14 protein-coding genes are annotated in these 14113 nt (G+C 76.5%); 7 read left to right on the forward strand and 7 right to left on the reverse strand.

Translation table 11 applies throughout. The features are described from left to right. Nucleotides 1-223: 223 nt before the first annotated feature. Nucleotides 224-751: an ArsC/Spx/MgsR family protein gene (locus IEY75_RS17780; RefSeq protein ID WP_229789858.1), complete on the reverse strand. Its 528-nt coding sequence runs from the start codon at nt 749-751 to the stop codon at nt 224-226. Then, the gene (locus tag IEY75_RS17785) at nt 727-2571 is read right to left on the reverse strand and encodes a protein-arginine deiminase family protein (protein ID WP_189115506.1); all 1845 of its coding nucleotides are present in this window, start codon (nt 2569-2571) and stop codon (nt 727-729) included. Before IEY75_RS17785 ends, IEY75_RS17780 begins: the two co-directional genes overlap by 25 nt. Before the next feature lie 158 nt (nt 2572-2729). Here IEY75_RS17785 and IEY75_RS17790 point away from each other — a divergent pair, with 158 nt between their 5' ends. Beyond that, nucleotides 2730-3368 (forward strand): class I SAM-dependent methyltransferase, encoded by a 639-nt coding sequence (locus IEY75_RS17790; protein ID WP_189115507.1) that lies wholly within the window; start codon nt 2730-2732, stop codon nt 3366-3368. On the opposite strand, the gene IEY75_RS17795 is transcribed toward IEY75_RS17790, so the two are convergent. Then, nucleotides 3319-3981 carry a phosphoribosyltransferase family protein gene (locus IEY75_RS17795; protein ID WP_189115508.1) on the reverse strand — a complete coding sequence of 221 codons (663 nt, stop codon included), beginning with the start codon at nt 3979-3981 and terminating at the stop codon, nt 3319-3321. The genes IEY75_RS17790 and IEY75_RS17795 overlap by 50 nt on opposite strands. 162 nt (nt 3982-4143) lie before the next feature. Between IEY75_RS17795 and IEY75_RS17800 the strand changes: the two genes are divergently transcribed. Then, nucleotides 4144-4611: a hypothetical protein gene (locus IEY75_RS17800; RefSeq protein ID WP_189115509.1), complete on the forward strand. Its 468-nt coding sequence runs from the start codon at nt 4144-4146 to the stop codon at nt 4609-4611. A 124-nt stretch (nt 4612-4735) separates the two neighbouring features. Continuing rightward, nucleotides 4736-5188: a hypothetical protein gene (locus tag IEY75_RS17805; protein ID WP_189115510.1), complete on the forward strand. Its 453-nt coding sequence runs from the start codon at nt 4736-4738 to the stop codon at nt 5186-5188. A 12-nt stretch (nt 5189-5200) separates the two neighbouring features. Here the strand turns inward: IEY75_RS17805 and IEY75_RS17810 are convergent, their stop codons facing one another. Next, nucleotides 5201-5875, reverse strand: a complete 675-nt coding sequence (locus tag IEY75_RS17810) for a Rossmann-fold NAD(P)-binding domain-containing protein (RefSeq protein WP_189115511.1) — start codon at nt 5873-5875, stop codon at nt 5201-5203. 152 nt (nt 5876-6027) lie between these two features. Here IEY75_RS17810 and IEY75_RS17815 point away from each other — a divergent pair, with 152 nt between their 5' ends. Together IEY75_RS17815 and IEY75_RS17820 are read left to right on the forward strand one after the other, a co-directional pair. Next, the gene (locus IEY75_RS17815; RefSeq protein ID WP_189115512.1) at nt 6028-6333 is read left to right on the forward strand and encodes a DUF4286 domain-containing protein; all 306 of its coding nucleotides are present in this window, start codon (nt 6028-6030) and stop codon (nt 6331-6333) included. Nucleotides 6334-6530: 197 nt separating this feature from the next. Beyond that, nucleotides 6531-8063, forward strand: a complete 1533-nt coding sequence (locus IEY75_RS17820) for a M28 family metallopeptidase (protein WP_189115513.1) — start codon at nt 6531-6533, stop codon at nt 8061-8063. 57 nt (nt 8064-8120) lie between these two features. Here the strand turns inward: IEY75_RS17820 and IEY75_RS17825 are convergent, their stop codons facing one another. From IEY75_RS17825 to IEY75_RS17835, 3 genes are read right to left on the reverse strand one after another with little or no spacing between them, the layout of a single operon-like run. Continuing rightward, nucleotides 8121-8384, reverse strand: coding sequence for a hypothetical protein (locus IEY75_RS17825; RefSeq protein ID WP_189115514.1), 264 nt, complete (start codon nt 8382-8384; stop codon nt 8121-8123). Between the two features lie 44 nt (nt 8385-8428). Beyond that, complete coding sequence (locus IEY75_RS17830; RefSeq protein ID WP_189115515.1) at nt 8429-10021, reverse strand: FAD-dependent monooxygenase; 1593 nt, start codon at nt 10019-10021, stop codon at nt 8429-8431. Further along, the gene (locus IEY75_RS17835; protein ID WP_189115516.1) at nt 10018-10977 is read right to left on the reverse strand and encodes an MBL fold metallo-hydrolase; all 960 of its coding nucleotides are present in this window, start codon (nt 10975-10977) and stop codon (nt 10018-10020) included. The genes IEY75_RS17830 and IEY75_RS17835 overlap by 4 nt, the downstream gene beginning before the upstream one ends. Nucleotides 10978-11216: 239 nt before the next feature. Here IEY75_RS17835 and IEY75_RS17840 point away from each other — a divergent pair, with 239 nt between their 5' ends. Together IEY75_RS17840 and IEY75_RS17845 are read left to right on the forward strand one after the other, a co-directional pair. Next, on the forward strand, nt 11217-12782 hold the full coding sequence (locus tag IEY75_RS17840; RefSeq protein ID WP_229789860.1) for an aldehyde dehydrogenase family protein: 1566 nt from the start codon (nt 11217-11219) through the stop codon (nt 12780-12782). Then, nucleotides 12782-14092 carry an aminotransferase class III-fold pyridoxal phosphate-dependent enzyme gene (locus tag IEY75_RS17845; protein ID WP_189115518.1) on the forward strand — a complete coding sequence of 437 codons (1311 nt, stop codon included), beginning with the start codon at nt 12782-12784 and terminating at the stop codon, nt 14090-14092. The genes IEY75_RS17840 and IEY75_RS17845 overlap by 1 nt, the downstream gene beginning before the upstream one ends. The last annotated feature ends 21 nt before the right edge of the window (nt 14093-14113 follow it).

Below are 14113 nucleotides of genomic sequence, written 5' to 3' on the forward strand. Positions count from 1 at the left end.
CCAGCGCACACCGCGGCCGGTGCTATATCGATTCCATTCGCTGACATCGTGGCCATCGCCGCGGAGCGTGTCCACTGCGGATTCCTCCAACGTCTTCTCCGGCCGGCCGATCCGACGGGTCGCCGGCCGGGAAAATGCGTCGGCGGAATGGAACTCCGGCGCCCCGCCGCGGGCGCGCAGGCCGCCACGGTGCTGGAGCGGGTCGCCCTCGGCTCGTTTCGACTCACCCACCGGGGCCGAGGCCGTCGGCCGCTCGGGCCGGGCGTCGGACCAGCGGGTCCGCGTCCCGGGTTCCGGCGGCGCGGCGGACGGCCTCGGCCAGCGCCTCAGCCCCGCGGGCGACCCTCGCGGTCCCGTCGTCGGCGACGATGATCGGGCGCTGGATCAGCTCCGGGTGGGCGGCCATCGCGGCGAGCCACCGCGGCACGTCCGCCGGGGTCCGCCCCCAGTCGGCGAGCCCGAGCGCCGCCGCGGCCGGCTCGCCCAGCCGGCAGATCTCCCACGGCCCGGCGCCGAGGCGGGCCAGCACGTCCGCCAGCTCGGCCGCGGTCGGCGGGCTCGTCAGGTAGGCCCGCAGGTGTACCGGCACCCCGGCCGCCGCCAGCGCCTCCCGGGCGGTGGCGCACTTGGCGCACGCCGGGTTGTCCCACATCGTCACCACGGGGTCATCCTGCCAGGCGGCACCCGGCGCGGCGTGGTGGCGCACCCCGCCCCGGGGCGCGCGCGTCAGCGGCCGGCGGGTAGCTGCCACCAGCGGGCGGTCGTGTCCCGCAGCGAGTTGGTCGCGCAGTGCACCTCGCCCTGCCCGACGTGGTACGTCGTGTAGTCGTCGACGAACTCCACCGACAGCCCCACCGCCTGGTAGGCCTGGGTGACCGCCTCGGCCAGCAGGTCGCGTCCGCCGACGACCGGGCCCCACTGCCTGGCCACGATCATCCGGCCGGGCGCGGCCACGATCGAGTTGATCGCCGCCGGCAGCAGCGCGCCCATGGCGCCCCGGCGCAGTGCCCGGTCCCGCTGCGCCGGGGTGGCACCGGCCAGCCGCTCGCGCAGGCCCGGCGTCGAGGCCAGCAGCCGGCCGCGGGCGGCGACCTGGCCCGGGCCGCGGGCCGCGCCGCCGCCCTCCGTCTGGTACAGCGTGGGGATCCGCACGATCTCGGCGTCGGCCAGGCCGACCTCGGCCTTCACCCGGGCCAGGGCGGCGTCGATCTTCTTCGCCGCCGTCTCCTGGTCGGCCGCCAGCCGCTTGTCGGCGAGGAACGCGGAGATCGTCATTCGGCGGAAGTCGCGGTGCGAGGACAGGGGCGTGCCGCCGCTGCCGGTCTCGGCCGCCCGGCGCAGCAGCGCCACGGCGCCCCGCGGGTCGGCGACCGCGAACCGCCAGCCCCGGCCGGAGGTCGCCGGCAGGAACTGGAGGAACTCGTCCACGTGGCCGACCTGGAGCCAGCCGCTGTCCAGGTACAGGGGCTCCTGCGCGCCCTGGGCGGCCAGCACCCGGCGCTGGAGTGCCGAGGGCCCCTGACCGCCCGGGTCCTCCCCCATCACCATCCGGCCGGCCGGGAACTCCTTGCCGCCGTTGCGGTACGGCGGGATCGTCTCCAGGTTGCCGAAGGAGTTGAACGTGTCCGGCCGGTACAGGGCGGCGGCCGGGTCGCGGCGCCCGGCACCGCTGAGCCGGACCACGCCGACCCCGGCGCCGCGCAGCGCGTAGAGCTGGTTCTGCGCCTCCCGGGCCTGGTCGGAGCGCATCAGCAGGCGGATCTGCTGGGTACCGCCGCCGGCCGGCATCGAGACGTACGTGGGCTCGAACCAGTCCTGCGCCCAGATGTCGCCCCCGCCGAAGAAGTGCACGGGCCGGGGCAGCTTGGCGTTGCTGGAGGCGGCCTCCAGGTCCCGGCGGAAGGCGCCGAAGTCCCCGCCGGAGCCGGGCGCGGCGGTGAGCTGCTGGTTGGTCTGGGTGTGCGCGTGGGTCAGCATCGGCGCGACCCGCAGCAGGACGCTGTCGGCGGCGCCGTCGACCGCCAGGGTGACTCTGGCGGTGCCGTCCCACTTGGCGGGGTCGCGGACGATGTCGCGGCCCTCCAGGCCGAGGACGAGGCCCCGGCGCAGGTCGTCCGCGGTGAAGGTGGTGGACCGGGTGACCTCGGTCCAGGCCGTGCCCCGCTGGGCGAACAGCCGCGTGTAGTTGGCGGCCGCCCCCTCGACGACCACGGTGGCCGAGGCGTCGGCGGCGACGGCGGTCGGGACGGTGCGCAGCGGCGCGAGGTCCCTGGCGTCCTCGTCGCCGTTGACCACGGCGTCGGCGGCGTCCGCGCACGCCTGGTCCCGGCTGGCGCAGCGCTTGGCGTCGTCGTCCAGGTTCGGCAGGAACAGGGCGCCGCGGGTGGCGGTGGCGACGCCCTTGGCCTCCTCGTCGGTCGCGCCGGTGAGGTCGACGGCGCCGTCGCGGTTGCTGTCGGCCCGGATGGTCACGCCCGCGGGGCCCGCGGCGGACGCGGCGGCGGGCGGGGCGACCGCGGCCAGGCAGGCCACTGCGGCCCAGGTCGACACCTGCTGGCGGGCACGGGGCATGGGGACTCCTGTCCGGGACACCGGTCGGGCGCGGCACCGTGGGACGCCCGGCGCGTGGGGGTGTCGGGCGCGGCGAAACGGATCGAGGAGAATGATATGGACCGGGGCACCCGGTTGTCCATTGATCTAGTTCGATTCGCCCGAGGTGGGGAGTGCCGATGACCAGGTGGCAGGAGTTGGCCGGTGGAGACCGCGGCCGGCAGTACGCCGAGCGGATCGCGGCGCTGGCGGCCACCGGCGCCGCCGTGCACGGCGAGGCGGCGTTCTGCGCGGCGCTGGCGCCGGCCGGCGCGCGGGTCCTGGACGCCGGGTGCGGCACCGGGCGGGTGGCGGTCCGCCTCGCGGAGCTGGGCTACGACGTCACGGGCGTGGACGCCGACGCCTCCATGCTCGCGGAGGCGCGCCGGTCCGCGCCGGAGCTGGCGTGGATCGAGGCGGACCTGGCCGACCTCGACCTGCCGGCGGCCGGGGCCGCCGCGCCGTTCGACCTCGTGCTCACCGCGGGCAACGTGATCCCGCTGCTGGCGGCCGGCACCGAGGCGCGGGCGGTCCGGCGGCTGGCCGCGCACCTGGCGCCGACCGGCCTGCTCGTCTCCGGGTTCGGGCTGGCGCCCGCCGAGCTGCCGCTGGACGAGGCGCCGATCGACCTGGCGACGTACGACGCGCACTGCGCCGCCGCCGGGCTGGTGCTGGAGCAGCGGTGCGCGACCTGGGACGGCGACCCGTACGCCGACGGTCCGTACGCGGTCAGCGTGCACCGGTGGCGGTCCGCCGCGCCGCCCGCAGCGCCCCGCTGACCTCGGCGTCGGTCACCGGCCGGAAGTCCAGGTACGCGGCGCCGACCGCCGGCATCCGCGGCTCGTGCCGCACGCACCGCACCGCGTCGGCGACGGCGGCCAGGACGCGGGCGGCGTCGGCGAGGGCGACGGGGGCGGCGAAGCCCAGCCACCGCGGCCGCCGGCCGCGCAGCCAGCGCAGCGCCGCGTACGCCGTCACGCCGGTGGCCAGGCCGTCGTCGACCACGAGCACGCGGCGGCCCGCCACGGCCGGCGCCGCCCGGCCCCCGCGGTACGCGGCGGCGCGGCGGCGCAGCTCGGCCACCTCGCGGGCCACCGTGTCGGCCAGGTCGCCCGGCGTCGCGCCGAGCCCGGCCAGGGCCTCGCGGTCGAACTGCGGCCGCTCGTCCTCGGCCACGGCGCCGACGCCCCACTCGGGCCGCCCGGGCGCGCCGATCTTGCGGACGAGGGCGATGTCCAGGTCGGCGCCCAGCGCCGCGGCGACGGGGACGGCCACCACCACGCCGCCGCGCGGCAGGCCGAGCACGACATCGACGGCGGACCCGCCCAGCGCGGCGGCCAACCGGTGCCCCGCGTCGGTACGGTCGACAAAAACGTCCGGTGCTGGCGCCATCGCGCACCTCCCACGGTCGACTCCGGGTACCCGCCCGGCGCCAGGGCACCCGTCCCGCCGGTAACTCCCAGCGAATCAACAGGCACGATGCAGCATTTCCGCAGGTCAGAGGGGCATCCTGTGATGCTGGGGGTACCGGCCCACTCGTACTGCGGAGGAAAAATGTCCGATCAATCCCAGGAACCGACGCCGTCCGCGGCCCCGTCCGACACCCCGCCGCCCGCGGCGGCGCCGGCCGCCCCGGAGCGCGCCGAGGCGCCGGCCCGCACCGAGGTCCGCGCCGAGGCCGCCGCCCGGCGGGCCGACCGGCGCGAGAACTGGCTGACGGTGCCGACGGTGCTGGCATTCCTGCTCGGCGTCCTGCTCACCGGGCTGCTGTGCGGCGCCGGGGCGGTCGCCGGGGCCATCGTGTCCTACCACCACGGTCCCGGCGCATACCACGGCGACCGCTACGACCGCGGCGAGCGCCCGATGCGGCGCTGGCGCGGCGAGGACGGCCGGCCGGGAATGCGGCACCGGCCGGGCTACGACGGCCCGATGCGCCCGCAGGTGCCCGTGCCGGTACCGCCGCCGGGCACGCCGCAGGCACCGGGCGGCACCGTCGCGCCCGCGCCGACACCGGGCGGCTGACGCCCGCCGCGCCGACGCCCCGCCCGCCGACGGCGCTCCCCGTCCGGGCGGCGTGCCGCGTGTGACCATTTTGGATAGGGTCGCACCGCCGCACCGCCGCGCATCGGGGATAGGGGACGTCGCCGTGTTGATCGATGATCGGATCGAGGACCTGGTCCGACAGGCCCTGAACGCCGTGATCCGCCGCAGCCTGCCCCTGCTGGAGCAGGCGATCCACGTCTTCGGCGACGACCCGAGCCGGACCGAGGGCAGCCGCCTGGCCTGCGCCATCGCCTCCTTCGCCGCCCATGAGCGGCACGGCCGCACGCCGACGCCGGCCGAGATCGACGCGTTCGCCACCGACGTGAGCGACCGCGAGCGCTGGTCCGGGGTCACCGCGGTCGAGGTCCGGGCGCTGCTCACGGTGGTGACCGGCCACGCCGGGCGGGACGGGATCAACCAGCTCCTGCCGCCGCACCGGGTCGCGCTGGTCTGCTACGTGACGGCCGGCAGCCTGCTGGTCGACGCCCGCGACGGCGACGAGGCGTGGTGGGAGGCGCTGGACCGGGTCGAGGCGGGCATCGAGGCGATGATGTGAACCCGCGGGCGCTCAGCGGCGGGCGGCGCCGACGTCGCCCGCGGCGTTGATGTCGCGCGTCCGCAGCACGTCGGTCGGCCAGCCGGCGGCCGCCACCGCGATCATCGCCCGGCCGACGGTGTCCGAGGCCGTCACCGCGCCGGGCGCCAGCCGCCGCAACGCCGGGTACAGGGGGCCGGCGGCCCGGTACGCGAGCCGGTACCACCGGGTCCTGGACAGCACCCCGCCGCGCGGCTGGATGTAGGCGGGGCGGAACAGGTACACCCGCAGGCGCAGCGTGCGCAGGGCGTTCTCCGTGGCACCCCGGACCCGCGCCCACATGCGGCTGCCGGCGGGGTCGGTACCGGCGCCGGAGACGTAGACGAGGACCGCGTCCGGCGAGCCGGCGGCCAGCAGGCGGGCGACGTGCATCGTGAGGTCGTAGGTGACCCGCCGGTACGCCCGCTCGCTCAGGCCCAGCGAGGTCACGCCGAGGCAGAAGAAGCAGGCGTCGCACCCGGCCAGGTCGTCGGCGACGGCGGTCAGGTCGGCGAGGTCCGGGACCACGCGCTGGCGCAGCTTCGGGTGCTCCCGGGGCACCGGGGTGCGGCCGACCGCGAGGACGGCGGTCACCCGCGGGTCGGCGAGGCACTCGTGCAGCACCCCCTGGCCGACCATGCCCGTGGCGCCGAACAGGACCACCCGCATCCGCCAGCTCCCGTCCCCCGCCCGGCCGCGGCGTCCGGACTGCCGCCCGGGGCGCGCCGGCTCCGGCCGTAGGATCGCACAGCCGGCGGCGCCGCGTGCCCGGTTCCGGCGCCCCGCCGCGGCCGCGCGCCGCCCGAGTCCAGGAGTCCGCCATGGCCTTCGCCTACACGGTCCGCGCCGAGTTCGACGACCCGGACCGCCGGGCGGCGTACCTGGCCTGGCTGGCCGGGGGCCACGCCGCCGCTGTCGTGGCCGCCGGGGCGCGGTCGGCGCAGGTGGTCGCGCGCGACGACGGCGCCGTCGAGGTCCGCTACGTGTTCGCCTCCGCCCGGGACTACGCCGCGTACGAGGCCGGCCCGGCGGTGGCGCTGCGTGCCGAGGGCGCCGCCCGGTTCGGGGCGCCGGGCGTCCGGTTCCGCCGCGGCACCGGCGACATCGTCACGCAGATTCCCGGCTGACCACCGGCCACGGGCCCCGGTCGCCCGTGAAACTTCTGCTCCGATCGCGCGCTGCAGGACCCGCGGCTTCCGTGCCAGACTCCAGGCGACATCGCCGACGGCCGATGCTGTCGGCGGTGTGGGGAGGCGTCACGGTGGCCCCCGCCCGCAACGCGGCGCCCACCGTGCGCGAGACATGAACAGAGAGGCGCACCCACGTGCATTCGACAAAGTTTCCGGTCGCGGTCCCGCCGCGCCGGGGCGCGGTAGCGGCGGCCGCCGCGGCGCTGCTGGCCACACCGCTGCTGGCCGCACCCGCGAGCGCCGCGCCGGGCGACTCGGCGAGCCTGCGGCGGGCGGTCACCGTACAGAACATCGTCAACCGGCTCAAGACCCTGGACGGCATCGCGAAGGCCAACGGCAACACGCGGGCGGCCGGGTCGCGGGGGTACGACGTGTCGGTGCGGTACGCCGAACTCGCCTTCAAGCAGGCCGGTTACCAGGTCAGCCGGCAGGTCCTGCCGTTTCGCCGGTACACCGAGAAGAGCCCGTCGGTCCTGCGCCAGGAGAGCCCCGAGCCGGCCGCGGCGATCCCGCACCACCTGCTCAGCTACTCGGGCAGCGGCGACGTCCACGCGCCGGCGACCGTGCCGGCCGGGGCGCCGCTGGGCTGCGCCGCCGCGGACTTCTCCGCCGCCAACAAGGGCTCCGTCGTCGTGGTCGGGCGCGGCGAGTGCACGTTCGCGGTGAAGGCGACCCACGCGCTGGCCGCGGGCGCGCTCGGCGTCGTGCTCTACAACAACGTCCCCGGCGAGATGTCGGGCACGCTGGGCAACGGCTTCCTGGGCGACGCCCCGGTCGCCGGGGTCACGCAGGAGGTCGGCGCGCGGCTCGTCGCCGCCGTACCCCGGGGTCTCCGGCTGCACCTGAAGGCCGAGACGGTGCGGACGGACGGCACCACCACCAACGTGGTCGCCGAGACCCCGGGCGGCAACCCGGACAACGTGGTCATGGTCGGCGCGCACCTGGACTCGGTCGAGGCCGGTCCGGGCATCAACGACAACGGCAGCGGGTCGGCGACGCTCCTGGAGGTGGCCCACCAGATGCGGGCCGCGACACCGAAGAACAAGGTCCGGTTCGCGCTGTGGGCGGCCGAGGAGGCCGGCCTCGTCGGCTCGACCCACTACGTGGCGCAGCTTCCGGCGGCGGAGCGCAGGAAGATCGCGCTGTACCTGAACTTCGACATGATCGGTTCGCCGAACTACGTGCGGTTCGTGTACGACGGCGACAACTCCGCCTTCCCGCCGGGCACCGGCTCCGCGCCCGGCCCGAAGGGCTCCGGCGCCATCGAGAAGATGTTCCACGACTACTTCGCCGCGCAGAAGCTGGCCTCGGCCGAGACGCCGTTCTCCGGCCGCAGCGACTACGGGCCGTTCATCGCCGAGGGCGTCGGCATCCCGTCCGGCGGCCTGGCCACCGGCGCCGAGGGCATCAAGACCGCCGAGGAGGCCGAGGTCTACGGCGGGCGGGCCGGCGAGGCGTACGACAAGTGCTACCACCAGGCCTGCGACGGCCTGGCCAACATCAACCGCCGGGGCCTGAAGGAGATGGCCGGCGCGGTCGCCCACGCGGTGATCACCTACGCCGCCGACACCTCCGGCGTCGGGCGGCCGCTGACCGCCCCGGCGTCGGGGACGACGACGCCGTCATCGGATGCCGGCGGCCTGCACGACCACCACGCCGCCTCGTGAGCAGCGGGGCGGGGGCGCCGCGCAGGCGCCCCCGCCCCGTCGCCCCGCCCGGGCGCCTCAGTCCTGGAGCCGGCGCAGGGAGTACGTCACGCTGAACAGCCGGTGCGGCTCGTGGGGCAGGTAGGACACCGTCCGGTCGTAGGCCTGCCAGCCCTCGGCGCCGGCCCGGTTGAGGTGGGCCAGGTCGTTGAACCGCTCGTCGGTACCCCAGCGCGCGACGCCCTCCGGGTGGTGCAGCGTCGCCGTCCAGTCCATGAACTTGTCGGTACCCAGCGTGCCGGCGGCGCGGTATTCGAGTCGCGCGTACTCCCACCTCGTCATGGCACCGATTGTCCCGCGCCGCGGGCGCGGCGGCCAGCGCGGGGTCATCCACTCCCGACAGCCGGCACGCCGCGGGCGCGGTCGAGTGCCGCCCGCACCGCGCCGGGCGTCGGCGCCGCCAGCGTGGCGGCCAGGTGCCCGTCGGGCCGCACCACCCACGCCTCGCCCGGCCGCATCCCCCAGGCGGCGGCGACCCGCCCCCGCGGGTCGGCCCGGGACAGCTGCACGACCCGGACGGGCGCCGGTACGCCCGCCAGCGCCGCGGCCACCTCGGGCGCCCCGTCGGCGCACAGGACCAGCAGCCCGTCGCGCACCCGCTCGCGCAGCCAGCCCCGCCCCAGCGGCACGTCGGGGACCAGGATGCCGGGGGCGGGGGCCGGGCAGTGGCCGCGCGGGGGCCGGCCCGGGAACGGGCGGCCGGGGTCCGGTGTGGTCAGCGGCGAGTCCACGTACCAGTACGGCTCGGCGAAGCGGCCCGAGTCGATCGATGCCCGCGCCCCCGGGTCGTGGACCGCCCGCTCCAGCAGGTCCCGGCGGCGGGCGGTCTCGGCCGGTCCGTGGGGGACCAGGAAGCGCATGGTCTCGGCGGTGACGTCGAGGTTCTCCCCCGCGGCGGCGTGCCGCTCGGCGTGGTACGACTCCAGCAGCTCCGGCGGCGCCCAGCCGCGCAGGACGAAGGCGAGCTTCCAGGCGGCGTTCTCGGCGTCGGGTACGCCGGAGTTGAGACCGCGGGCGCCGAACGGCGCGACCAGGTGCGCGCAGTCGCCGGCCAGCAGGACCCGGTCGACGCGCATCCGGTCGGCGCGGCGGGCGTGGAACCGGTAGACGGTCTGCCAGCGGATCTCGTAGGGGACGCGGCCGACGACCGCGCGGACGCGGGCGTCCAGGCCGCCCGAGGCCGCCTCCGCCGCCAGGGCGAAGCCGGCCGGTACCTGCCAGTCGACGCGGAACGTGCGCCCGGGGCACGGGTGCACGAGCACCTGGCGGCCGGGGTTGCCGGGCGGGTCGAAGAAGAAGCGGCGCTCGCGTTCCCAGTCGGGCAGGTCGGCGCGGATGTCGCAGATGAGGAACCGGTCGTCGTAGGAGCGGCCGTCGAAGCGGACCCCCAGGCGCGCGCGCAGGTCCCGGCAGCGGGCGCCCGCGGCGAGCACCACGTACGGCGTGCGCAGGGTCGCCGGGCCGGCGGGCGTCGCGCAGTGCACCGTCACGCCGTCGGCGTCCTGCCGCAGGTCGGTGACCTCGTGCGACCAGCGCTGCGCGACCAGCGGCGCGGCGGCCAGCCGCGCGGCCAGGATCTGCTCGGTGCGCGCCTGGGAGATGTTGACCATCGGCGGCAGCGGCGAGGCGGCGCGGTCGACGAACGACCACGCGGACAGTTCGTGGTCGCGGTAGAACGTGCGGGCCGTGCGCCAGGTGACGCCCTCGTCGGCGATCTGCCGCCCGGCGCCGACCGCCGCCCAGATGTCGAGGACGTCGCGCGCCTGGCAGATGGACCGGGAGCCGGCCGCGTCCCGCGCCGGCCGGGCGTCGAGCAGGACGACCCCCACACCCCACCGGGCGAGCAGCAGCGCGGCGGTCTGGCCGACGGGGCCGCTGCCCACCACGACGACCGGCGGACCCCCGTACGGCGCGGTCATCGCTGGAGCTGGTCCCAGACCTCGCGGTCGCGCGCGGCCGTCCAGATCCGCGGCCAGTCGACGCCGTCCAGTTCGTCCCAGAGCCGCTGCACGTTGAAGGGCAGGCAGTGCTCGAAGATCGGCCAGGTGCCGTAGGCCGGCGCGAGCGCGGCGTGCGCGGCGGCGAACGCCGCGGCCAGGGTGCCGCCGCGGCCGTGCACCGCGCCGACCTGTTCGCGCAGGACCCGCAGGAAGTCGCGGGTCTGGCCGATGGCGGCGGCCACGGCGTCCGGCCCGCGGGTGACCGCGCCGCGGCCGCCGACGAGGGTGTGCGCGCCCAGCGCCGCCACGGCGTCGAGGGTGCCGGTGGCCCAGTCGGCGTGGAACGCGTCGCCGGTGTACAGGGCGGCCCGCGCCTCGACCAGGTCCCCGGCGAACAGGATCCGCTCGCGCGGCAGCCAGGCCACGATGTCCCCGGCGGTGTGGCCGCGCCCGCACCAGCGCAGCTCCAGCGGCCCGCGGTCGCCGCCGAGGTCGATGGCGAGCCGGTCGGTGAACGTGACGTCGGGCCAGGTCAGGCCGGGGATCCCGGCCGGCTCCCGGAACAGCCGGGGCATCCGGGCGTACTCGCTGTCCCAGTCCTGCCGGCCGCGCTCGGCGATCAGCCGGCGGGTCTGCGCGTGGGCGATCACCACGTCGGCGTCGAAGGCGCTGGCGCCGAGCACCCGGACCGCGTGGTAGTGCGACAGCACGAGGTACCGCACGGGCTTGTCGGTGTGCCGGCGCAGCAGGCCCAGCCAGTCCCGGGCGGCGGCGGGGGTGGCGCGGGCCTCGAAGGCGACGACGAAGTCCTCGCCCTCGACCGCGCCGACGTTGGGGTCGCCCTCGGCGGTCAGGGCGTACACCCCCTCGGCCAGGACCTCCAGCGTCTCCGCCTTCGCCGACAGATCCGCCGACGACGCGAACGGCTTGACCACGTGACCTCCCACCGCGACCGACTGCGGCCAGTCTGCCGACCCGCGGGCCGACTGGCCAGCCGGCCGGCGGCGCGGGGCTGCGGGCACCGGCGCGGCCGGACCAGGCAATCCGTCGCGGCACGACGAAGACTCTCCTGGCACAGACCCTTTCAGCCGGAGAATTTTCCGTCACATCGTTGAGTTAAAGGCGAATCTACCGGAGGATGGGCGTTACCCGGCAATGCGAGGAGGCCCGTGCTGTGACTGCCCGGTTTCGCGTCACCTATGCCACGTTGTCGGCGGACAACGAGGAGCTGCACGCGGCGTACGAGAGCGGCGTCGACACCGCCCGCACCTGGCTCGGCGCCCGGCTGGCGCCGGTGGTCGACGGCGCGCCCCGCGACGGCGGCCCCGCCCGCGAGCTGACCAGCCCGACCGACGTCACCCTGAGCCTGGGCACCGTCGTCGAGGCGACCGCCGCCGACGTGGCCGACGCCGTCGCCGCCGCCCGCGCCGCCGCGCCCGCCTGGTCGGGCACCCCGTGGCCGGAGCGCGTCGCGCTGCTGCGCCGCGCCGCCGACCTGGTCAGCGCCCGCTCCAACGCGCTGGCCGCGCTGATGAGCCTGGAGGTCGGCAAGAACAGGCTGGAGGCGCTCGGCGACGTCGAGGAGTCCGCCGACCTCATCCGGTACTACTGCGACCAGATGGCGGCCGCCGACGGGTTCGACCGTCCGATGGCGACCATCGCCGCCCGCGAGTCCACCCGCAGCGTGCTGCGCCCGCACGGGGTGTGGGCCGTGATCAGCCCGTTCAACTTCCCGATGGCGCTCGCCGCCGGCCCGGTCGGCGCCGCGCTCGTGGCCGGCAACACCGTGCTGCTCAAGCCCAGCCTGCAGGGCAGCTTCAGCGCCGCGCGGTTCTTCGACTGCCTGCGCGACGCGGGCCTGCCGGCGGGCGCGGCCCACCTGCTCACCGGCGGCGACGACCCGGGCCGGGCGCTGGTCGCGCACGACGGCGTGGACGGGCTGACGTTCACCGGCTCGCACGAGACGGGGATGGCGGTGCTGCGGGAGTTCACCCGCGCGTACCCGAAGCCGGTGATCTGCGAGATGGGCGGCAAGAACGCCACCGTCGTCTCGGCGAAGGCCGACCTCGACGCGGCGGCGCTCGGGGTGGCCCGCTCGGCGTTCGGCCTCACCGGCCAGAAGTGCTCGGCCTGCTCGCGGGTCTACGTCCAGCGGCCGGTACACGACGAGTTCCTCTCCCGGCTGGCGGCCCAGGCCGCGAAGCTGGTCGTCGGCGACCCGACCCGGCGCGAGACCTACGTCGGCCCGGTCATCGACGCCGCCGCCGTCGACCGGTACGCGGCGGCCGTCGCGCACGCGGCGAAGGCCGGGACGGTGGTGACCGGCGGGCGGGTCCTCGGCGGCGGCGACGGCCGCCCCGACGGCTACTACGTCGCCCCGACCGTGGTCGCCGGGCTGCCCACCGACGACCGGCTGTTCGCCGAGGAGCTGTTCGTGCCGCTGGTCGCCGTCGCCGCCGTCGACTCCGTCGACGAGGGCGTCGCGCTGGCCAACGCGGTACCGCTCGGGCTCACCGCCGGCTTCTTCTCCGCCGACGACGCCGAGGTCGACCGGTTCCTCGACCGGATCGAGGCCGGCGTCGTCTACGTCAACCGGCCGGCCGGGGCCACCACGGGCGCGTGGCCGGGCGTCCAGCCCTTCGGCGGCTGGAAGGGCTCGGGCAGCACCGGCAAGGCCGGCGGCGGCCCCTACTACGTACAGCAGTTCATGCGCGAGCAGTCCCGAACGGTGGTGTCCTGATGCAGCCCCCCCAGTGGTACGACCCGAGCCGGCCGGTGCCGGACCTGGTGACCCCGATCCCCGGCCCGCAGGCCAAGCTCGTGCTGGAGCGCGACACCGCGGTCACCAGCCCGTCGCTGCCGCGGGCCTACCCGATGGCGCCCCGGCGCGGGTACGGGCTGGCGCTGGAGGACGTCGACGGCAACCTGTTCCTCGACTTCAACGCCGGCATCGCGGTGAACTCCACGGGCCACGCCCACCCGACCGTCGTGCGGGCCGTCCAGGAGCAGGCCGCCGACCTGCTGCACTACTCGGCGTCGGACTTCTACCTGCCCGTCTACAGCCGGATGGCCGAGGCGCTGGCGGCGACCGCGCCGATGGACGGGCCGGTGCGGGTGTTCCTGACCAACTCCGGCGCCGAGGCCGTCGAGGGGGCGCTCAAGCTGGCGCGGTACGCCACCGGGCGGCAGTACGCGATCAGCTTCTACGGGGCGTTCCACGGCCGCACCTACGGCGCGGTGAGCCTGACCGCCTCCAAGGCCAAGTACCACAAGGGCTTCGGCCCGCTGCTGCCCGGCATCCTGCGCGCCCCGTACGCGCCGGTGCCGGTGTCGTACCTGGAGGACGTGCTGTTCCGGTACGAGGTGGACCCGACCGAGGTGGCCGCGGTGTTCGTGGAGCCGGTCCAGGGCGAGGGCGGGTTCATCGTCCCGCCGCCGGGCTGGCTGGCCGACCTGCGCGAGGTCTGCGACCGGTACGGGATCCTGCTCGTGGCCGACGAGGTGCAGTCCGGGATGGGCCGCACCGGCCGGATGTGGGCGGTCGAGCACTTCGGCGTCGCGCCGGACATCCTGACCTCGGCCAAGGGGATCGCCTCCGGGCTGCCGCTGGGCGCGATCCTGGCCCGGCAGGAACTGATGGAGACGTGGTCGGCGGGGGCGCACGGGTCGACGTACGGCGGCAGCCCCGTCCCCTGCGCGGCCGGCCTGGCCACCCTCCAGGTGATCGCCGAGGAGGAGCTGCTGGCGAACGCGACCGTGCGCGGCGCGGCGCTGACCGCGGGCCTGCGCGAGCTGGCCGGCCGGTACCCGCGGATGGTCCGCGACGTGCGCGGCCTCGGCCTGATGATCGGGGTGGAGTTCCCGGACGGGCGGCTGGCCAACGCGGTGCAGGACGCGGCGTTCCACCGCGGGCTGCTCGTGCTGGAGGCAGGCGAGAACGCCATCCGCATGTCGCCGCCGCTGGTCGTCAGCGCGGCGGAGGTCGCCACGGCGCTGCGCCTGTTCGGCGCGGCCGTCGCCGACGTCGCCTCCGCCGAGGGGCTGGCGTGACCCGGCGGGCGGGCGGCGAGG

The sequence above is a fragment of the Pilimelia terevasa genome, assembly GCF_014647915.1.
GTDB classification, from domain to species: domain Bacteria; phylum Actinomycetota; class Actinomycetes; order Mycobacteriales; family Micromonosporaceae; genus Pilimelia; species Pilimelia terevasa.

Excerpts from the sequence above, each read along its gene's own strand:
- IEY75_RS17785 (WP_189115506.1), bottom strand. The coding sequence starts at position 2,571 with ATGCCCCGTGCCCGCCAGCAGGTGTCGACCTGGGCCGCAGTGGCCTGC.
- IEY75_RS17790 (WP_189115507.1), top strand. The coding sequence starts at position 2,730 with ATGACCAGGTGGCAGGAGTTGGCCGGTGGAGACCGCGGCCGGCAGTAC.
- IEY75_RS17795 (WP_189115508.1), bottom strand. The coding sequence starts at position 3,981 with ATGGCGCCAGCACCGGACGTTTTTGTCGACCGTACCGACGCGGGGCAC.
- IEY75_RS17800 (WP_189115509.1), top strand. The coding sequence starts at position 4,144 with ATGTCCGATCAATCCCAGGAACCGACGCCGTCCGCGGCCCCGTCCGAC.
- IEY75_RS17810 (WP_189115511.1), bottom strand. The coding sequence starts at position 5,875 with ATGCGGGTGGTCCTGTTCGGCGCCACGGGCATGGTCGGCCAGGGGGTG.
- IEY75_RS17815 (WP_189115512.1), top strand. The coding sequence starts at position 6,028 with ATGGCCTTCGCCTACACGGTCCGCGCCGAGTTCGACGACCCGGACCGC.
- IEY75_RS17825 (WP_189115514.1), bottom strand. The coding sequence starts at position 8,384 with ATGACGAGGTGGGAGTACGCGCGACTCGAATACCGCGCCGCCGGCACG.
- IEY75_RS17830 (WP_189115515.1), bottom strand. The coding sequence starts at position 10,021 with ATGACCGCGCCGTACGGGGGTCCGCCGGTCGTCGTGGTGGGCAGCGGC.
- IEY75_RS17845 (WP_189115518.1), top strand. The coding sequence starts at position 12,782 with ATGCAGCCCCCCCAGTGGTACGACCCGAGCCGGCCGGTGCCGGACCTG.